We start from the raw sequence: 19648 nt of genomic DNA, 5'->3' as shown, positions 1-19648 counted from the left end.
GTCCGGTCGATCCGCACCGGTGCGGATCGTGGCGGGATCGCTTGACGGACTGTGCGGATATGTGCGCAGATGTCCGCAGTTTGACGCAAAGGACATGCCGTGCCCGAACCCGATGAAATGCGTGCCGCCGAAGGACACGCTATCGCCGCGCGGCTGCGCGAGGAGCTGGCGCGGCGGCGCATCTCGCGCCAGGCGCTGGCGGACATGGCGCGGATCAGTCTGTCCACGCTGGAAAAGGCGCTGTCGGGCAGTCGCCAGTTCACGCTGGCCACGGTGATCCGGCTGGAAGAGGCGCTGGGCACGCGCCTGCGCGATGGCGCGGCCGCGCCCGCAACGATGCCCGCGCCGGATACCGCGCCCGAGCACATGGGCGCCTACAGCCGCGCCGCCGTGCACTGGATCGAGGCGGACTACCTCACGCTGCGCGCCAGCTTCGGCGAACCGGGGGCGATCTATGCCTATGTCACGCGCATCTTCTGGGACGAAGCGGCAGGCCACCTGCGCTTTACTGAGGCCGAACGGATCGACGGCGCCTTCGCGCAGAAGGGGCACGTCTCGATGCCCAACCTTTCCGGCCACACCTACCTCGCCACCTGCGAGGCGGGGCAGCACCGGCTGATCACGCTGGGCCGGCCGACGCGCGATGGCTGCATGTTCGGCCTGCTGGCCACGCTGCACGCGGGCACCGGATCGCAGCTGATTCCCATCGCCAGCCCGGTGGCCTTCGTGCCGCGCGGGCAAACGAAAGAGTCCGGAACGGGTCTTGTTCGGCCCGGCGACCCCGCCTTCGCGGCGCTCCGCACCATCCTCGATCGCGCGTTAAGCGACGATTTCTGCCGCTTTCGGCAGTAGTCGGCACCGGCTCCGCGCCGGGCCTGACCGCCCCTCCGCGGCCAGGACCGGCGGCTTGCACCGATCCGGCGGGAAGGCTAGTCCGATCTGGAGCAACCCGGTATTTCCGGGCCTGGGACGGGATCATGGACATCGACGCACCCCCGGCACGACCCGGCCGTATCGCGCGGCTGGGGCGGCTGACCATCACGCGCAAATTCGTCGGGCTGAGCGTGACGCTGCTGGCGATCATGCTGGCGGCGGCGGTCTATGCCTTCGTCCAGTCCGCCAAGGTCAACCGCGAGACGGCGCTGCTGGTGGAAGTGCTGGAACCGCTCAAGCGCGAAGTAGCGACGATCGAGGAATTCGCGGCCGAGGAGGAACTCGCCAGCGAGCGAGCGCTGCGGTACGGCGGACCGCAAGTGCGCGATGCCGCGTTGCACGAAAGCTATCTCGAACGCTTCCGCGCGTTGAACACCCGCGTCGACAGCCAGCTCGGCCAGCTTGATACCCATATCAGCCGGTTCGAAACGATGCCGGTCTCCAACGATGTCGCCGTGTTCCTGGGCCGCCTGCAGCTGGAAAGCGAGGCCGTGCGGCGCGAACACGCCGCCTATCGCGCGGCGATGGACGCCTTTCTCGATCCCAAGGCCCCGGCGATGGTGGACGGCGTGCGCCTGCGCCAGAACACCGCAATGGACGCCGAACGGCGCGTGCTGGCCGCGATGGAGCGCATGTCGCGCGAGGCCTCCGTGCTCAGCGGCAAGGACGAACGCCAGCTGGAGGCGCTGGAGCGGCGCGGCTTTTTGGTGACGGTCGAGAACCTGATCCTTGCCGTCTTTGCCTTTCTGGCCGGCGCGGTCATCTCGGTGCTGCTGACCCGCCGGATGCTGACGCCGGTGCGCAGCCTGATCGCCGGTGCGGAGGAAGTGGGGCGCGGCAATCTCGAAGTCTCGCTGCCGGCCACGACGCACGACGAGCTGGGCCAATTGACCACGGCCTTTTCGGCGATGGTCGAGGAACTGCGGCAGAAGGTGGCGCTGAAAAACACCTTCTCCAGCTATATGGACCCGCGCGTGGTCGATCGTCTGCTGGGCGCCAACCGCGCGGAGCTGGAAGCCGGCGAAAAGCGCGAGATGACCGTGTACTTCTCCGACGTGCAGGGCTTCAGCGCGATTTCGGAAACGCTCACCCCCACCGCGCTGGTGCGGCTGGTCAACCGCTACCTGACGCTGGCTGCCGAGCCGATCCACCGCCACCACGGCGTGATCGACAAGTACATCGGCGATGCCGTCATGGCCTATTGGGGGCCGCCGTTCGCGCTGGAGGAACCCGCGCTGTCGGCGGTCATCGCCGCGCTGGAACAACGTGAACAGATCGCGCGGCTGCAGCGGGAACTGCCCGAACTGCTCGGCCTGCGCCGGGGCGCGCCCAGCGTTTCGGCGCGGATCGGCCTCGCCACGGGCGACGTGGTGGTCGGCTCGATCGGCTCGGCCGCCTCGCGCAATTTCACGATCATGGGCGATGCGGTCAACGTCGCCTCGCGCCTCGAAAGCGCCAACAAGACCTATGGCACGCTGATTCTGGCCGACGAGGCGACCATGCTCAAGGTGCGCCACCGCATCGAGGCGCGCGAGATCGACCTGCTGGCCGCGCCGGGCAAGAGCGAGGCGGTGCGCATCTACGAGCTGCTGGGCGAGATCGGCGAGGTCGAGCCGGACCTGCTTTCCGTGCGCGATGCCCATGCCCACGCGCTCGCGCTCTATCGCGCGCGGGAATGGGACAAGGCCGAAGCCGCCTTCGCCGAAACGCTGCGCATCTTGCCGCAAGATGGCCCGGCGCGCGTGTTCCTCACCCGCATCGCCGCCTTTCGGGCGGCCCCGCCGCCGGCGGACTGGGCCGGCATCTGGCTCAGCCCGGGAAAGTAGGCGACACGATCCTTTGCCAACGCGGCGCGTTTCCCACCCCCAACCCCTCCCGCAAGCGGGAGGGGAGCGAGACTTGCGCCGCCGCAGGCGGCGTTAGTCGCAGCGGGGTGGGCTTTCCACGCCCCGCGCTCGCAAAAAATATAATCGCCAAAATGAAAACCCCCGCGCGCGGCGGGGGTTTCTGAAACCGACAGGGGCTGTAGCCCGGATCAGCCGGGGATGTTGGCCTGTGCCTCGGCGCCGTCGCCCTGCGGCGCGGCCAGAATGTCGCGCAGCCCGCTGCCCTTGGCGACCGTCCGGGTGTCCGGATCGCCCACCGAGCTGCGGATGCCGGCGGCCGAAGCGCCCGAACGGTTGATCACGTCGGTTTCCACCGCGCTGCGCGGGGCCGGGCCGCCGAACAGCGCTTCCAGCGCCTGCTTGCCGGAATCGACGTCCTGCGGGCGCGGCGCGCCGGGGTTGGGCGGGGTCAGCGCGAAATCGGGCGGCACCACCAGCGGCGCCTGGCGCGTCACCGCGAATTCATCGGGGCGCACGCGATTGAACAGCGAGCCGCCCGCGCCGCAGGCGGACAGCAGGCCCGCGCCCGAGACGAGAAGGCAAAGAGTGGCGGCTTTACGCATATCAGGCATTCTCCGTGGCGGCGGCATCAGCTTCGGCATCCGCGCCATTGGCGGGCTTTTCGCGCGAAAGCAGCGACCGGGCAAGCAGTATCAGCACGCCGAAGGTGATGGCGGCATCGGCGATGTTGAAAATCAGGAACGGGCGCCATTCCCCGAAATGGAGGTCGGCGTAATCGATCACGTAACCGCGCGAGGCGCGGTCGTAGATATTGCCCAGCGCCCCGCCCAGCACCAGCGCAAGGCCGACGATATCGCCCAGCACCTTTTCGCGCAGCATCCACACGGCCACGCCCAGCGCGATCACGGCGGTCACCAGGATCAGGCCGTAGCGCATCTCGGCCGAGGTTGCCGTGAACATGCCCAGCGAAACGCCGTAGTTCTCGGTCCAGCGCAAGTCGAAGAACGGCAGCAGCGGAATTGCGCCCACGTCCGCCAGCGCGAGCCGGCCGGTCATCAGCGCCTTGACGCCGCGATCCACCGCGAACGTAAGCAGCGCCAGCGCGAAGCCGGCAAGGCGGCGGCCGGAAACGGTCACGCGGCCTGCCCGTCCAGTTCCGCGACGACCGTTTCGCAGCGCGCGCACAGCGCGCCGTCTTCGGCCACTTCGGGCACATGGCGCCAGCAACGGCCGCATTTGTGGTCGTGGGTTCGGGTGACGGTCACGCCGTCATCCTGCCCGCGCACGACTGTCCCGGTGATGAACAGTTCGGCCAGATTGGCCTCCGGCGCGCCTTCGGGCACCAACACTTGCGCTTCCAGCCCCGACCCCAGCACCTTTTCGCGGCGCAGCGGCTCGATCGCCTCGTTGACCGTGGTCCGCAGCGCGCGCAGTTCGGCCCAGCGGTCCTCTTCCACCACCGAGACCGGCACCACCGGCCATTCGAGCAGGTGCACGCTGTCGCTGCCGGGGAAGCGCGTCTGCCACACTTCCTCCGCGGTGAAGACCAGCACCGGCGCGGCATAGCGCACCAGCGCGTGGAACAGCACGTCGAGCACGGTGCGATAGGCGCGGCGCTTAGGGTCGGCCTGCGCGTCGCAATAGAGCGAATCCTTGCGGATATCGAAGAAGAACGCGGACAAGTCCTCGTTGCAGAACTCGCTCAGCGCGCGGACATAGGTGTTGTAGTCATAGTCCGCCACCGCCTGCCGCAGCGTGCCGTCCAGCCGTTCGAGCAGGACGAGCATGTAGCGCTCCAGCTCGGGCATTTCGCCCACCGGCAGCTTCTCGTCCTCGCCGAACCCGTCGAGCGCGCCCAGCAGGTAGCGGAAGGTGTTGCGCAGCTTGCGGTACTGGTCCGCCACGCCGGCCAGGATTTCCTTGCCGATGCGGTGGTCCTCGGTGAAATCCACCGAGAGCGCCCACAGCCGCAGGATGTCCGCGCCGTAATCACGCATCAGGTCGATCGGGCTGATCGTGTTGCCCAGCGACTTGGACATCTTCAGGCCCTTGGCGTCCATGGTGAAGCCATGGGTCAGCACGCCCTTGTACGGCGCGTGGCCGCGCGTGGCGCAGGCTTCCAGCAGCGAGGACTGGAACCAGCCGCGGTGCTGGTCGGACCCTTCCAGATAGAGGTCGGCGTGCGGCCCCTGATAGCCTTCGGGCCGCAGCAGATCGGGCCAGCGGCCCGATTCCAGCACGAAGGCATGGGTGCTGCCCGAATCGAACCACACGTCCAGGATGTCGGCCACGCGCTCGTAGTCTTCGGCCTTGTAGTCCGGCCCCAGCAGGTCCTGCGCCGCCTCGTCCGACCAGGCATCGACGCCTTCGGCGCGGATCGCGTTGACGATGCGATCGTTCACCGCCGGATCGACAAGGTACTGGCCGGTCTTGCGCTCGACGAACAGCGTGATCGGCACGCCCCACGCGCGCTGGCGGCTGAGCACCCAGTCGGGCCGGCCTTCCACCATCGCGCCGATACGGTTGCGGCCCTTTTCGGGCACGAAGCGCGTTTCGGCGATGGCGGCCATCGCCGCCTGCCGCAGCGTGGGCGCGGCGCACAGCCCTTCCTCCGCCGGGTTGATCGCGCCGCCTTCGGTTTCCCAGCGGTTCTCGCCCGGCGTCTTGGGCGAGATATGCGTCATCACCCGGTCCATCGGCACGAACCACTGCGGCGTGCAGCGGAAGATCACCTTGGCCTTGGAGCGCCACGAATGCGGGTAGGAATGCTTGTAGTCCGCGCTCGCCGCCAGCAGCCCGCCCGCCTCGCGCAGCGCGGTGCAGATCGGCCCGTCGGGCGCGTTGAACTTGGGATTGATGACCGAGCCTTCACCGCCCAGCCACGCCCAGTCCGCGCGGTACTTGCCATCGCCCTCGACCGCGAACACCGGATCGATCCCGTGCGCCTTGCACAGCAGGAAGTCGTCCTCGCCATGGTCGGGCGCCATGTGGACAAGGCCAGTGCCGCTGTCGGTGGTGACGAAATCGCCGGCGAGCAGCGGGCGCGGTTTGGCGAAGAACCCACCAAGGTGGTGCATCGGGTGGCGGGCGACGGTGCCGGCGAGGTCGGAGCCTTTGATTGTCCGTTGAACCTCAAAGCCGACACCTCCAGCCCGTTGTCCGAAGAAGTCAACGAGTTCTACGGCGACTAGCACCAAGTCGGTATTCAGGACCGGAACATCGGGATTTTCGCCCCATTGAAGTTCACTCGAGCCGAAACGGCCTAGGACATACTCAACCTCCGGCCCATACGCGAGCGCCTGGTTCACCGGGATCGTCCACGGCGTCGTCGTCCAGATCACCGCATGGGCGCCGACCAGATCCGCGATCGGCGATTCCGTGATCTCGAACGCCACATCGACCTGGGTCGAAACGATGTCCTCGTACTCGACTTCCGCTTCGGCCAGCGCGGTCTTTTCCACCGGGCTCCACATCACCGGCTTGGCGCCGCGATAGAGCATCTGGTTCTCGGCGAACTTGAGCAGTTCGCCGACGATGGTGGCTTCCGCCTGGAAGTCCATCGTCAGGTAGGGGTGGTCCCAGTCGCCGTTGATGCCGAGCCGCTTCAACTGTTCGCGCTGCACGTCCACCCACTTCTGGGCATAAGCGCGGCATTCGGCGCGGAATTCGCGCGGCGGCACCTCGTCCTTGTTCTTCTTCTTCTTGCGGTATTCCTCCTCGACCTTCCATTCGATGGGAAGGCCGTGGCAGTCCCAACCGGGCACATAGGGCGCGTCCTTGCCCAGCAGGCTCTGCGTGCGGCAGACCATGTCCTTCAGGATATGGTTCAGCGCATGGCCGATGTGCATGTCACCATTGGCATAGGGCGGGCCATCGTGAAGGATGAACTTCTCGCGCCCGGCGCGCGCATCGCGCAAGCGGCGGTAGAGGTCCTGTTCCTGCCAGCGCGCGAGAATGCCCGGCTCCTTCTGCGGGAGTCCGGCCTTCATCGGGAAATCGGTCTTCGGCAGGAAGACGGTGCTTCGGTAGTCGCGCTGTTCGGTCATGATCGGCGGGCCTTAGCGGCGCGCGGGGATTCCTGCAATTGCGGCTTCATTGCGCGATTGCAGGTTCGCGCAGAGAACGCGGAGGGCGCAAAGATGACGCGCCCTGCGGCAAAGCCGCTTTTACACGACAAGCGGACCCCCGTCCTTCTCGAGGGCCTTCGGCCCGACGCTCCTCTCCGCGTCCTCCGCGCTCTCTGCGCGAACCAGAAAATCCCCGCTGCTACCCCGCCGCCAGCAGCCGCCGCGCCTCGTCGCAATCGCGGTTCATCTGTTCGACCAGCGCATCGAGCGAATCGAACTTCGCCTCGGGCCGCAGGAAGTGGTGGAAGGCCACCTCGATCTCCTGCCCGTAAAGATCGCCCGACCAGTCGAAGAAAGTGGGTTCCAGCAGTTCCTTGGGCGGATCGAAGGTGGGGCGGATGCCGATGTTGGCCGCGCCCTGCACCACGCGCCCATCGGGCATGCGGCCAGTGACGGCATAGATGCCGTAGCGCGGGCGCAGATAGCTGCCGAGCGGCAGGTTGGCGGTGGGAAAGCCGATCGTGCGCCCCAGCTTGTCGCCGTGCTGCACCACGCCCCGGATCGCGAAGGGCCGCGTCAGCAGCCGCGTGGCGGTGGCGCAATCGCCCGCCTGCAGCGCGGCGCGGATGCGGCTGGAGGAGACGACTTCGCCGCTTTCCACCACGGGGCCGACCGCGCGCGCCGTCAGCCCGCTTTCCGCGCCCAGTTCCGCCAGCACGCGCACGTTGCCGCCGCGCCCCTTGCCGAAGGTGAAATCCTCGCCCGTGACCACGCCCGCCGCACCCAGCCGATCGACCAGCAGCCCGCGCACGAATTCCTCCGCCGTGGTGGCGGCCAGCGTTCCATCGAAGGCGAAGACCAGCATGGCATCGGCCCCGGCGGCGGCGAACAGTTCCTCGCGCTGGTCCAGCGTGGTCAGCCGGAACGGCGGCGCATCGGGCTGGAAATGGCGCACCGGGTGCGGATCGAACGTGGCGACGATCGCCGGGCGGCCTTGCGCCCGCGCCTGGCGCACCGCCTCGCCCACCACGGCCTGGTGGCCGAGGTGGAACCCATCGAAATTGCCGAGCGCGATCACCGCCCCGCGCAGATGATCCGGCGCGCGATCGCGCGCGTCGATTCGCGTCATCGATGCGCCTCTGCCGTGACCCCGGCCGACGCGGAGGCCATCGGCCGCAAGCCGGCGCGAATCACGCGCAGGGCATTGCCGCCCATCGCCGCGCGAATCTCGTCCTCGCTGAAACCTTCGTCGATCAGGGCCTGGGTTACCTGTTCCAGTTGCGCGGTATCGAACCGGGTCGTGGTCGCCCCGTCGAAATCGCTGCCTAGCGCGACATGGTCGATCCCGACAAGATCGCGCACGTGGCGCATAGCCTTGGCGGTGGCGCGGGGGCTGGTATCGCAGACCGCCGCGTCCCAATAGCCGATGCCGATCAGCCCGCCGGTGCGCGCCAGCCCACGAATCTCGTCGTCGGTCAGGTTGCGGTTGACCTTGCAGGTCGCCTGCACCCCGCCGTGGCTGGAAACCACCGGCCGCCGCGCCATCGCCAGCACGTCCGCCACGCCGGCGTGGCTGAGATGCGCGATGTCCACGATCATGCCCTTGTCTTCCATTCGCCGCACGATCTGCCGGCCGAACGGAGTCAGCCCGCCCTTCTTCAGCCCGTGCATCGATCCGGCCAGTTCATCGTCGAAGAAATGCGTCAGGCTCGCCATGCGGAAGCCGGCGGCATAGAACCGGTCGAGGTTCTCCGCCTTGCCTTCCAGATCGTGCAGCCCCTCGATCGAGAGCATCGCGCCCACCGGCTGCGCCTTGTTCCCGCGCCGGGCCAGCAGCAGATCGAGCGAGGCATCGTCGTTGACTTTCAGCAGCATCCCGCCCGACGCCGCGACCGCGCGGTCCAGCTTCTGCCCGTGCCACAGCGTGCGTTCGGCCAGCGAATTCCACGTCCGCACCGGCTGCAACTGCGCCACGGCCAGCGCGCCCAGCGTGTCGCTGTCCGCCGGATTGGCATCGTAATTGAGACCGCGCGGCGATTTGGAGACCGACGAGAACACCTGCAGCGCGACATTGCCCTCTTCCAGCCGCGGCAGATCGACATGCCCGCGCCGCGCCCGGTCGCGCAGGTCGCGCCGCCACATCAGCGTATCGGCATGCAGATCGACGATCCGCAGCGAGCGGTGCAGTTCCCGCGCCCGGTCACTGACCGCGATCAGCGGCTGCCCGTCGATCCGGTTCATCTGCGATTCGACGAAGGCCGGCAGCGGTCCGAAGAACGCCGCCGCCGCCAATCCGGTCACGCCCAGTGCAATCGCCACCCAACGACGCATGGTTCAGCCCCTCTCCCTTTCCAGCGTCACGAAAGCGAACGCCGGGCGCCCCTTTTCGGCCGGGTGCGTCTCGCGCGCAAGCTCCCGCCATTCGGGGCCAAGGGGGGGCATCACCGTGTCGCCCGCGACATCGGCATGGACTTCGGTCAGTTCCACCCGCGCGGCCAGCGGCAGGAACAGGCGGTAGATCTCCGCGCCGCCGACTACGGCCACCTCGCCATCGCCGGCCAGCGCCAGTGCCGCCGGTACATCGTGGACCACTTCGGCCCCTTCCGCCCGCCAGCCGGCATCGCGCGTCAGCACGATATGGCGGCGGCCGGGCAGCGGCGCGGGAAAGCTCTCGAACGTCTTGCGGCCCATGATCATCGGCTTGCCCATGGTCAGCGCCTTGAACCGCCGCAGGTCCGCCGGAAGGTGCCAGGGCAGCGCGTTGTCCCGACCGATCGTGCCGTTGGCGGCGCGCGCGTAGATCAGGACCAGGGCCTGCGCCATTACAGGATCAGCCGGGTGACGTGGCCCATCTTGCGTCCGGGACGGACCGCCGCCTTGCCATAGAGGTGAAGGTGGTTGGCGGGATCGGACAGGATCTGCGCCCAATCGCGCGCGGCATCGCCGATCAGGTTGTCCATCACCGCGCCCTTCGCCGCCAGCGCCGTGCTGCCCAGCGGCAGAGCGCAGATCGCGCGGATATGGTTCTCGAACTGGCTGACCAGCGCGCCCTCGATCGTCCAGTGCCCGGAATTGTGGACGCGCGGGGCCATCTCGTTGAACACCGGGCCGTCCGCCGTGGCGAAGAATTCCAGCGTCAACACGCCCACATAGTCCAAGGCGTCGGCCACTTTTGCCGCCAGCGCGCGCGCCGCGTCCACCTGCGCCGTGATGAACGTGGGCGCGGGCACGGTCGAACGGGCGAGGATGCCACTGTCGTGCTCATTCTGCGCCGAATCCCAGAAGCGCACATCGCCGGCCGCATCGCGCACCAGAATCACCGAGAACTCGCCCGCGAAGCGCACGAAGCCTTCGTAGATCAGCGGCACAGCGGGCAGGTCCAGCCCGGCGGTGTCGGCCGGGTCCATGATCCGCCACTGGCCCTTACCGTCATAGCCGTCGCGCCGCGTCTTGAGGATGCCGGGCGCGCCGATCCGCGCGATCGCGGCGGTCAGGTCGGCGGCGGAATCGACTTGCGCCCACGGCGCGGGGCGGCCGCCCAGCGCCTCGACGAAGCTCTTCTCGTTCACCCGGTCCTGCGCCACTTCCAGCGCGCGGACCGGCGGATGCAGCGGCGCATATTCGCCGATCGCAGCCAGCGGCCCGGCGGCGACGTTCTCGAACTCGTACGTCACCACCGCGCATTGCGCGGCGAAGGCGGCCAACGCGGCCTCGTCGTCATAGCGCCCTTGCGTGAACGCGGCGCTGACATCGGCCGCGACCGAATCCGCTTCCGGCGCATAGACATGGCAGCGATAGCCGAGGTTCGCCGCCGCCAGCGCCAGCATCCGGCCCAGCTGGCCGCCGCCGAGAATGCCGATGGTTTCGCCGGGGGCGATCATGCGCGGCTCCTCGTCAAGGCCATGTCCACCGGGGCCATCTCCCTCAGGAAGGCCGTTCCGCGACCGAATCGGTCTGCGCGGCGCGGAAGGCGATCAGCCGTTCGGCCAGCGCGGGATCGGACGTGGCGAGGATCGACGCGGCCAGCAGGCCGGCATTGGTCGCGCCCGGCACGCCGATGGCCAGCGTACCCACGGGAATGCCGCCGGGCATCTGGACGATCGACAGCAGGCTGTCCATGCCCTTCAGCGCCTTGGATTCGACCGGCACGCCCAGCACGGGCAGGTGCGTCATCGAAGCGACCATGCCCGGCAGGTGCGCCGCGCCGCCGGCCCCGGCGATGATCACCCGGAAGCCTTCCCGGTGCGCGCCCTTGGCGAAGGCGACGAGCCGGTCGGGCGTGCGGTGCGCGGAAACGATGCGGCATTCGTGCGCCACGCCCAGCTTGTCGAGCGCGGCGGCCGCGTTCTTCATCGTCTCCCAGTCGGACTGGCTGCCCATGACGATGGCCACGGCCGGCGCCTGCGGCGAGGTATCACTCATGCCCTGCCCCCTCTCAGGCCGGAACGCGCCTCAGCGTTCCGACAGGTAGTACCGCTCGATCTCGGCGAGGTTGTCGTCCAGTTCATAGACGATCGGCTGGCCGGTCGGAATCTCGAGGCCGGTGATGTCGGCGTCCGAAATGCCCGAAAGGTGCTTCACCAGCGCGCGCAGCGAATTGCCGTGGGCGGAGACGATCACCGTTTCGCCGGCCTTCAGCGCCGGGGCGATCTTCTGTTCGAAGCACGGCAGCACGCGGGCGATCGTGTCCTTGAGGCTTTCGGCGGCCGGCACGGCGATGCCGGCATAGCGCGGGTCGGCCGCCAGGTCGAAAGCGCTGCCCGCTTCCAGCGGCGGCGGCGGAATGTCGAAGCTGCGGCGCCAGACCTTGACCTGCTCGTCCCCGTGCTTCGCGGCGGTCTCGGCCTTGTCCAGCCCGGTCAGGCCGCCATAGTGCCGTTCGTTGAGCCGCCAGTCCTTGTCTTCGGGAATCCACAGCCGGCCGGCCGCTTCCAGCGCGAAATGCAGCGTCTTGATCGCGCGCGTCTGCAGCGAGGTGAACGCCACCGTCGGCAGCACGCCCTTGTCCTTCAGCAGCGTGCCGGCGGCGAGCGCTTCGGCCGCGCCCTTTTCGGTCACATCCACGTCCCACCAGCCGGTGAAACGGTTTTCGAGATTCCATTGCGATTGACCGTGACGGATCAGGATCAGGCGGGGCATCGTGGCTCCTGCTGCTCTACTGCGGGAAACGGCCCCCTAGCGCTCCCCTTGCGGTTTGGAAAGGCCGCCGGTGCCGGATTCGCCGTTGCCCGCCTCGCGCGCGCCAAGTTCGCGCGTCCCAAGTTCTCTGGCCCCAAGTTCTCTGGCCCCAAGTTCCCTGGCCTGCGCCTTGCGCCGCTTCAGGTTCTCGCGCAGGCGCGCGGCCAGCCGTTCCTCGCGCGTCATTCTTGCCGGATGGTCGCTCATGCCGTGCGATGTGCCTTGCCGGCGCGCGCACCGCAAGGGCACGCCTCTGATACCGCGGCACGTCATACCATGCTTGACAAAGCCGGCCCTCGCAGCCAATAGCGCGCCCCTGCCCGCCGCCGGTTCTTGCCGGCGCGCCGGAGCGCGGAAATGGTGTGCTGCTGTAGCTCAGTGGTAGAGCGCATCCTTGGTAAGGCTGAGGTCGGGAGTTCAATCCTCCCCAGCAGCACCATTTCCCGCCCCGCTTCCAACAAGCAGTGTCACGCCATCATTATCAGGCCAGCAGGTCCGCCCATTCGGGATGGCGCTGGAACGCGGCGGCGACATAGCTGCAATCGGGCGCGATCTTCCAGCCTTCGGCCCGCGCATCCGCGATCAGCGCCTCCACCAGCTTGCCCGCCACACCGCGCCCGCCGATTTCGGGCGGGACCAGCGTGTGTTCGGCCGCGACCACATCGCCCCGGCGGCGCCAGGTCAGCCGGCCCACCGCGTCGCTTCCCGCGACCGCCGCGCGGTATTCGCCCTCGGCGCCACCGCCGACGCGCGTGATCGTGACCTGTTCCATTGCTTGCTCCCGCTTGACCGCTTGTGTCGGTGCCTTAGATGCCTTGGCGCATGAAGTTCTTCTCCGATAACGCCGCCGGCGTCCACCCCCGCGTCTGGGACGCGATGCGCGCGGCCGACCAGCCCGACGCCGCCTATGACGGCGACCGCCTGAGCGCGCGGCTGGACGAGGCCTTTTCGGCCTTGTTCGGCACCGAATGCGCCGCATTGTGGGTGGCGACGGGCACCGCTGCGAACTGCCTGGCGCTGGCCGCGCTGGCCCAGCCCCATGGCGGGATAGTCTGCCATCGCGAGGCGCATATCGAAGTGGACGAAGGCGGTGCGCCCGGCTTCTTCACGCACGGCGCCAAGCTGCTGCTGGCCGACGGCGAAGGCGCGAAGCTGACGCCGGAGACGATCCGCGCGACGATCGACCCGATCCGGCGCGACGTGCACCAGGTGCAGCCGCACGCCATCTCGATCACGCAGGCGACCGAATACGGGCGCGTCTATACGCCCGGCGAGGTCGCCGCGATCGGCGCGCTGGCCAGGCAGCGCTCGCTGGGCCTGCACATGGACGGCGCGCGCTTTGCCAACGCGGTGGCCCATCTCGGTTGCGATCCGGCCGCGCTGACGGTGAATGCCGGCGTCGACGTGCTGACGTTCGGCTGCGTCAAGAACGGCGGCATGAGCGCCGAGGCGCTGGTGTGCTTCGATCCCGCGCTGGCCGACGTGGTACGCTATCGCCGCAAGCGCGCGGGGCATCTCCAGTCCAAGGGGCGCTATCTGGCGGCGCAGGTACTGGCGATGATCGAAGACGGCCTGTGGCTCGAGAACGCGCGCGCCGCCAATGCCGCCGCCGCCACGATCGGCGAGGCCTGCGGCGAGCGCCTGCTCCACCCCGTCGAGGCCAACGAGGTCTTCGCGGTGCTTTCGCCCACCGAACAGGCCGCGCTCCACGCGCAAGGGTTCGATTTCTACGACTGGCCCGCCCCCGAAGGCGCACCCGGCGCGGCGCGGCTGGTTACCGCGTGGAACAGCGATCCGGCGCATGTCGAGGCGCTGGCCCGCGCCATTGCCGCGCTGTGACATCGCCCAACGGCGGGCCGGCTTCGTTCTGGAGCCCGCGCATCCTGGGGCCGTTCGCGCTGGTGGCGCTGATCTGGGGCTCCACCTGGCTGGTCATCAAGGATCAGATCGGGTCCGTGCCGGCCAGCTGGTCGGTCACCTGGCGCTTTGCCGTGGCCGCGGTCGGCGTGCTGCTGCTGGCGCTGGCGCGCCGCGAGAGCCTGCGGCTGGACCGGCGCGGACACCAGCTCGCCGTGCTGATGGGGCTGCTGCAGTTCGCGTGCAACTTCCAGTTCGTCTATCGCGCCGAACAGCATATCACCTCGGGCATCGTCGCCGTGCTGTTCGCGCTGCTGCTGGTGCCCAACGCCCTGTTCGCGCGGCTGTTCCTGGGGCAGCCGCTGACACGCGGCTTCCTCGCCGGATCGGCCATCGCCATCGCCGGCATCGCCCTGTTGCTGCTGCACGAGGTGCGCACGGCGCCGGTCGGCAACGCGGCGCTGCTGGGCGTGCTGTTCACGTTCTGCGGCATCCTGTCCGCGTCCAGCGCCAACGTCCTGCAGGCGAGCGAGGCCGCGCGGACGCGCCCGATGCTGGCCCTGCTGTTCTGGGCGATGGTCTGGGGCGTCGCGATCGACGCGCTGTTCGCGTGGATGGTCTATGGCCCCCCGCAAATCGACATGCGGCCCGGTTATCTGCTTGGCATCGCCTATCTGGGCGTGATGGGGTCGGTGGTGACCTTTCCGCTCTATTTCCAGCTGGTGCGCGAACTCGGCCCCGGCCGCGCGGCCTATAACGGGGTGGTCGTGCCCGTGGTGGCGATGCTGCTGTCGACGCTGTTCGAAGGTTATCGCTGGTCGTCGCTGGCCGTCGCCGGCGCGGTGCTGGCGATGGCGGGGCTGATCGTGGCGCTGAGAGCGCGCAACCCTTCGCGATAGGTCGGATAGCGCGGGCGCCAGTTCAGCAGGCGCCGCGCCCGCCCGTTCGCGACGCGGCGGTTCTCCGCGTAGAACGCGCGCGCGGCCGGGGAAAGGCCGGCCGCCTCCAGCGTGAGCAGCGGCGGCGGCGCGCATCCCGCCAGCCGCGCCGCTTCCTCGATCACCGCGTTCTGGCTGCACGGCAGATCGTCGGACAGGTTGTACACGCCCGCCGGCCCGCCGAACGAGGCGATGATTCCGCCGGCGATGTCCTCCACATGGACGCGGCTGAACACTTGCCCGGGCAGGTCGATGCGGTGCGCTGTCCCCGCGCGCACCCGCTCCAGCGCACTGCGGCCGGGGCCATAGATGCCCGGCAGGCGGAACACGCGCACGCGGGGATCGAGCGCCTGCCAGGCCAAGTCCGCATCGGCCCGGGCGGTCCGGCGGCCCCGCCCCACCGGCGCGCTTTCGTCCACCCAGGCGCCGGCTGCATCGCCATAGACGCCGGTGGAGGAAAGGTAGCCGATCCAGCCCGCGCCGCATTGCCGGATGCGCGCGCCATGGCGCAGCAGGACCGGATCGCCACCCGCCTCCGCCCCGGTGCCCACTGCCGACGGCGGCACCGACGAGAGGACATGCGACGCGTGCGTCAGTTCCGCCGCGATGCCGGCGTCGTCATCGAAGGCCAGCGTGCCCGCGCGGCCGGTTCCGGCGACGCGCCAGCCCTGCCGCCGCAACCGCTCCGCCAGTATCCCCGCGCTGTAACCCAGCCCGAAGACGAACAGGCGGCCCGTCAATGCTGTGCGTCCATCGGCTCCAGCACGATCGGCGTCGGCTTGGCCATCGGCGCGCCGGGCATGTGGATCTGCTTCCACCGCATCGCCAGCCGCACGCGCGTGGCGCCCGAGGGATGATCGTAGAACAGCGCTTCCTCGACCGGGCCAGGATCGATCTTGCGGTATTCGGAAAGCTTCATCGACAACGAGGCGAACCCGTCCGGCTCGTGCGCGGCGTCCAGCCCGAAGACATCGGCGTCCCGCTCGGTCACGCGGACCAGCGTGTTGGTGATCGGCGTGACCATCAGCGAAAAGACCACGAAAACGCCGGCAAGGAGAGGCATCGAGGCGGGATCGGCCACGTCGCGAATGTTCCACCGGGCTCCGTACCGGGCCAGGATCAGCGGCATGGCCCAGGCCGCCAGGAACAGCATCAGCCCGTAGAGCGCCGTGAGCCAGATCCACGAGCGCCAGACGTGCCCCAGCACGTAATGCCCCATCTCGTGCCCCACCGCGGCGAGGATTTCCGGCTCGGTCGCGCGGTGCAGCAGGTTGTCGTTGAGGCTGATCCGCACGCTCGGCCCGATGCCCGAGACATTGGCCGAAATGCGCTTGGTCTGCTTGGACGCGTCATAGACGTAGATATGTTCGGCCGGCACGTCATAGGCCTTGGCCATGGCGACGATGCGATCGCGCACCGGCCCCTGGGGCAGTTCGGAATAGGTATTGAACAGCGGCAGGATATAGACCGGCGCGAACAGCATCGCCAGGGCGAGGAAGACCGAGACGACCCCCGTCGATACCATCCACCAGTTCTTCGGCATCCGCCGGATCACGGCATAGATCACCACGAACAGCAGGCTGCCGATCACCAGAGTCACGAACAGGCCGATCACCTGTTCGCCCAGCCAGCCGGCGAAGGACTGGTTCAGCAGGCCATAGCGCGCCTCGCGCACGAACCCTGTGTAGATGGTCCACGGCAGCAGCAGCAGCGTGCTGGCCATCAGGAACACGGCAGCCACTTCGAACACCACCAGCGCGCGCCCGCGGCCCTTGCCTTCGGCCGCATCGCGCACACGGGGCAGGATGCGCAGCCGCAGCATGACCCAGTAGGCGGCCACCGAAACCAGCGTGCCAATCAGCGCGATCCAGTAACCGCCCTCGAAATAGGCGTCCGACTTCACCCGCGCGGATCCCTGCAGCGTATCGAGGTAGGCGCGCGTGGCGGCATCGGCGTTGAAGCCAGCCGCATGGCCGACGCCCGGCACAGCAAGGAGGGCAAGGAGCGACAGAACGGCATATGTGAAAGGGAAGAAAAAGCCCCGGCGCATTCACAGTCCTCAAACGGTCGTTCAACAAGGCCTGCGCGGCGAAACCGTCTGGAGTCAAGAGCGTTTGGCGATTGCCCTTGGCCGGCTTCGCCCTACATTGGGACCATGAACGACCTCGCCAATCCGCCGTCCGCCTCCCAGACCGTCGCCACGCCCGCCTCCCCGGCCGACGCCCCGGCGCCCGCGCACCCCGCCGTGATCCATCGCGCCGACTACCAGCCGCCGGCCTGGTTGGTGCCGGAAATCGCCCTCGATTTCGCCCTGTCGCTCACCGAAACCCGCGTGCAGGCGACGCTTTCGGTCGAACGCAACCCGGCGGGCGACGGCGCACGCACGCTCCGTCTCGACGGGGATGGCCTGCGTCCCGCACGCGTGTCCGTGGACGGACTGCCGCACAACGACTGGCGCTTGGAAGGCGACGCGCTGCTGATCGACCTGCCGGGCGGAAAGCACCAAATCGGCATCGAAACTCTGGTCGATCCCACTGCGAACACACAGCTTTCCGGTCTCTACGCGTCCGGCGGGATGCTCTGCACCCAGTGCGAGGCGGAGGGATTCCGGCGGATCACCTTCTTCCCCGACCGGCCCGACGTGCTGAGCCGCTACACGGTGCGGATGGCGGGCGACAAGGCGCGCTTTCCGGTGCTGCTGTCGAACGGCAATCCGGTGGCGCAAGGCGAGGGGCCGGACGGCACGCACTGGGCCGAATGGCACGATCCCTGGCCCAAGCCGTCCTATCTCTTCGCGCTGGTGGCGGGCGATCTGGTGCCCACGCGCGACAGCTTCACCACCCGGTCCGGCCGCAAGGTCGATCTGGCGATCTGGGTCCGTGCGGGCGACGAGACGCGCACCGGCCACGCCATGCGCTCGCTGATCGCCTCGATGAAATGGGACGAGGAGGTCTACGGCCGCGAATACGATCTCGACCTGTTCAACATCGTCGCCGTCTCGGACTTCAACGCCGGCGCGATGGAGAACAAGGGCCTCAACGTCTTCAACACGCGCTACATCCTGGCCGATCCGGAAACCGCGACCGATGCGGACTACGACGCGATCGAGGGCGTGGTGGCGCACGAATACTTCCACAACTGGTCGGGCAACCGCGTGACCTGCCGCGACTGGTTCCAGCTCAGCCTCAAGGAAGGCTTCACCGTGCTGCGCGACCAGCAGTTCAGCGCCGATCGCGGATCGCCGCCGGTCAAGCGGATCGAGGACGTGCGCGTGCTGCGTGCGGCGCAGTTCCCCGAGGATTCGGGGCCGCTCGCCCACCCGATCCGACCCGACAGCTACGCCGAAATCTCGAACTTCTATACCGCCACGGTCTATAACAAGGGCGCCGAAGTCATCCGCATGATGACGGTGCTGGCCGGGCCGGAACGCTTCCGCAAGGGCACCGATCTCTATTTCGCGCGCCACGATGGCGAGGCGGCGACCTGCGAGGATTTCGTCAAGGCGATCGAGGACGGGGCAGGGCTGGACCTCACGAAATTCCGCCGCTGGTACGAACAGGCCGGCACGCCCAGGGTGGACGCGGCGCTGGCGCACGACGCGGCATCGGGCACCGTCACGCTCACGCTCCGCCAGACCGTGCCGCCCACGCCCGGCCAGCCGGTCAAGCAGCCGATGCCGATCCCGCTGCGCACCGCGCTGTTCGACCGCGCCACCGGCACGCACCGGGGCGAACACCTGCTGGTGCTGGAAGAGGCGGAACAGGCCTTCACGTTCGAAGGCCATGCCGAGGCACCGGTGCTGTCGATCAACCGGTGCTTTTCCGCGCCCGTGGCGATCACCAGCCCGGCGACGACGGCCGACCTCGTGTTCCTGGCCGAACATGACGACGATCCCTTCGCCCGGTACGAGGCGATGCAGCAGCTGGTCGTCCAGCATCTTGTCGCGGCGGTGACCGGCACGCTCGACGATGCCGCGCGCGCGGCCGGCGAAGCGGCGATTACCGAAGCCTTCGGCACGATCCTGGCCGACGCCAAACTCGACGACCTGATGCGCGGCGAACTGGTGATCCTGCCCGGCGAGGCCTATCTCGCCGAACAGATCGCCGGGGTCGATCCCTCGCGCGTCCATGCCGAACGCGAAGCGCTGAAGCAGCACCTCGGCACGCGGTTGCGGGCTGAGATCATCGCGCTTCACGATCGCTGCTCCGCCGTGCCCTACAGCCTCGACGCCGCCGCGCGCGGCGCGCGCAAGCTGAAGACACAGGCGCTGGTCTATCTGGCCGCGGCCGAGCCCGTCGAAGCCGCCCGGCGCGCCAAGGCGCAATATGACGCGGCTGACAACATGACCGACCGGCAGGGCGCGCTGATGGTGCTGTGCGGCCTGTCCGCGCCCGAGCGCGAGGCGGCGCTGGCCGATTTCCACCAGCGCTTCGCGGGCAACATGCTGGTGATCGACAAGTGGTTTTCGCTCCAGGCGGGATCGCTCCACCCGCAGGCAATCGCGCACGTGAAGGCGCTGGCCAGCCATCCCGACTTCACCATGACCAACCCCAACCGGGTGCGCTCTCTCTACATGGCGTTCGCGGCCAATCCGCAGGCGTTCCACAAGCCGGACGGCGAAGGCTATCGCCTGATCGCGGACCTGATCCTGGGGCTGGATCCGATCAACGCCAACACCGCCGCGCGCTTCGTGCCGCCGCTGGGCCGCTGGCGCAAGGTGGAGCCGGGCCGCGCCGCGCTGATGCGCGCGGAGCTGGAACGCATCGCGGCCTGTTCCACGCTGTCGCGCGACGTGCGCGAGCAAGTCACGCGCAGCCTGGACAGCTGA

General features: G+C 68.6%; 18 protein-coding genes and 1 tRNA gene. 6 read left to right on the top strand and 13 right to left on the bottom strand.

What is annotated here, in order from left to right; translation table 11 throughout:
• Positions 1-99 precede the first annotated feature (99 nt).
• Entirely contained in the window at positions 100-852 is a 753-nt protein-coding gene (locus EH199_RS18295) for a helix-turn-helix transcriptional regulator (RefSeq protein ID WP_223806753.1), read from the top strand.
• Positions 853-977: 125 nt separating this feature from the next.
• The gene (locus EH199_RS18290; protein WP_124810627.1) at positions 978-2759 is read left to right on the top strand and encodes an adenylate/guanylate cyclase domain-containing protein; all 1782 of its coding nucleotides are present in this window, start codon (positions 978-980) and stop codon (positions 2757-2759) included.
• Positions 2760-2968: 209 nt separating this feature from the next.
• On the opposite strand, the gene EH199_RS18285 is transcribed toward EH199_RS18290, so the two are convergent.
• From EH199_RS18285 to EH199_RS18240, 10 genes are all read right to left on the bottom strand, one after another.
• The gene (locus EH199_RS18285) at positions 2969-3382 is read right to left on the bottom strand and encodes a DUF3035 domain-containing protein (protein WP_124810626.1); all 414 of its coding nucleotides are present in this window, start codon (positions 3380-3382) and stop codon (positions 2969-2971) included.
• Between the two features lies 1 nt (position 3383).
• On the bottom strand, positions 3384-3917 hold the full coding sequence (gene lspA, locus EH199_RS18280) for a signal peptidase II (RefSeq protein ID WP_223806752.1): 534 nt from the start codon (positions 3915-3917) through the stop codon (positions 3384-3386).
• Positions 3914-6826, bottom strand: coding sequence for an isoleucine--tRNA ligase (ileS, locus tag EH199_RS18275; RefSeq protein WP_124810624.1), 2913 nt, complete (start codon positions 6824-6826; stop codon positions 3914-3916). Before ileS ends, lspA begins: the two co-directional genes overlap by 4 nt.
• A 220-nt stretch (positions 6827-7046) precedes the next feature.
• Positions 7047-7976, bottom strand: a complete 930-nt coding sequence (locus EH199_RS18270; RefSeq protein WP_124810623.1) for a bifunctional riboflavin kinase/FAD synthetase — start codon at positions 7974-7976, stop codon at positions 7047-7049.
• Complete coding sequence (locus EH199_RS18265) at positions 7973-9178, bottom strand: dipeptidase (protein WP_124810622.1); 1206 nt, start codon at positions 9176-9178, stop codon at positions 7973-7975. The genes EH199_RS18270 and EH199_RS18265 overlap by 4 nt, the downstream gene beginning before the upstream one ends.
• A 3-nt stretch (positions 9179-9181) precedes the next feature.
• Positions 9182-9670, bottom strand: a complete 489-nt coding sequence (locus EH199_RS18260; RefSeq protein WP_124810621.1) for a dihydrofolate reductase — start codon at positions 9668-9670, stop codon at positions 9182-9184.
• Positions 9670-10728, bottom strand: coding sequence for a 5-(carboxyamino)imidazole ribonucleotide synthase (locus EH199_RS18255; protein ID WP_124810620.1), 1059 nt, complete (start codon positions 10726-10728; stop codon positions 9670-9672). Before EH199_RS18255 ends, EH199_RS18260 begins: the two co-directional genes overlap by 1 nt.
• Before the next feature lie 43 nt (positions 10729-10771).
• Positions 10772-11269: a 5-(carboxyamino)imidazole ribonucleotide mutase gene (purE, locus tag EH199_RS18250; protein ID WP_124810619.1), complete on the bottom strand. Its 498-nt coding sequence runs from the start codon at positions 11267-11269 to the stop codon at positions 10772-10774.
• 30 nt (positions 11270-11299) lie between these two features.
• The gene (gene gpmA, locus EH199_RS18245) at positions 11300-11986 is read right to left on the bottom strand and encodes a 2,3-diphosphoglycerate-dependent phosphoglycerate mutase (protein ID WP_124810618.1); all 687 of its coding nucleotides are present in this window, start codon (positions 11984-11986) and stop codon (positions 11300-11302) included.
• 36 nt (positions 11987-12022) lie between these two features.
• On the bottom strand, positions 12023-12232 hold the full coding sequence (locus EH199_RS18240; protein WP_124810617.1) for a hypothetical protein: 210 nt from the start codon (positions 12230-12232) through the stop codon (positions 12023-12025).
• Between the two features lie 157 nt (positions 12233-12389).
• Here EH199_RS18240 and EH199_RS18235 point away from each other — a divergent pair.
• A tRNA-Thr gene (locus EH199_RS18235) sits at positions 12390-12464 on the top strand.
• A gap of 42 nt (positions 12465-12506) precedes the next feature.
• Here EH199_RS18235 and EH199_RS18230 read toward each other — a convergent pair.
• On the bottom strand, positions 12507-12797 hold the full coding sequence (locus tag EH199_RS18230) for a GNAT family N-acetyltransferase (RefSeq protein ID WP_124810616.1): 291 nt from the start codon (positions 12795-12797) through the stop codon (positions 12507-12509).
• A 50-nt stretch (positions 12798-12847) separates the two neighbouring features.
• Between EH199_RS18230 and EH199_RS18225 the strand changes: the two genes are divergently transcribed.
• Both EH199_RS18225 and EH199_RS18220 read left to right on the top strand, forming a co-directional pair.
• The gene (locus EH199_RS18225) at positions 12848-13864 is read left to right on the top strand and encodes a low specificity L-threonine aldolase (protein ID WP_124810615.1); all 1017 of its coding nucleotides are present in this window, start codon (positions 12848-12850) and stop codon (positions 13862-13864) included.
• A complete protein-coding gene (locus EH199_RS18220; protein ID WP_124810614.1) occupies positions 13861-14781 on the top strand; it encodes a DMT family transporter in 921 nt (306 codons plus the stop codon). The genes EH199_RS18225 and EH199_RS18220 overlap by 4 nt, the downstream gene beginning before the upstream one ends.
• Here the strand turns inward: EH199_RS18220 and EH199_RS18215 are convergent.
• Both EH199_RS18215 and EH199_RS18210 read right to left on the bottom strand, forming a co-directional pair.
• The gene (locus EH199_RS18215) at positions 14691-15560 is read right to left on the bottom strand and encodes an SDR family NAD(P)-dependent oxidoreductase (RefSeq protein ID WP_124810613.1); all 870 of its coding nucleotides are present in this window, start codon (positions 15558-15560) and stop codon (positions 14691-14693) included. The genes EH199_RS18220 and EH199_RS18215 overlap by 91 nt on opposite strands.
• Positions 15557-16870, bottom strand: coding sequence for a M48 family metallopeptidase (locus EH199_RS18210; RefSeq protein WP_124810612.1), 1314 nt, complete (start codon positions 16868-16870; stop codon positions 15557-15559). The genes EH199_RS18215 and EH199_RS18210 overlap by 4 nt, the downstream gene beginning before the upstream one ends.
• A 105-nt stretch (positions 16871-16975) precedes the next feature.
• On the opposite strand from EH199_RS18210, the gene pepN reads away from it, so the two are divergent.
• A complete protein-coding gene (gene pepN, locus EH199_RS18205; RefSeq protein WP_124810611.1) occupies positions 16976-19648 on the top strand; it encodes an aminopeptidase N in 2673 nt (890 codons plus the stop codon).

It is taken from the genome of Novosphingobium sp. LASN5T, assembly GCF_003856955.1.
Lineage (GTDB): Bacteria > Pseudomonadota > Alphaproteobacteria > Sphingomonadales > Sphingomonadaceae > Novosphingobium.
The sequence above is the reverse complement of the archived record's forward strand: the minus strand, read 5'-3'. Positions and strand labels throughout refer to the sequence as shown.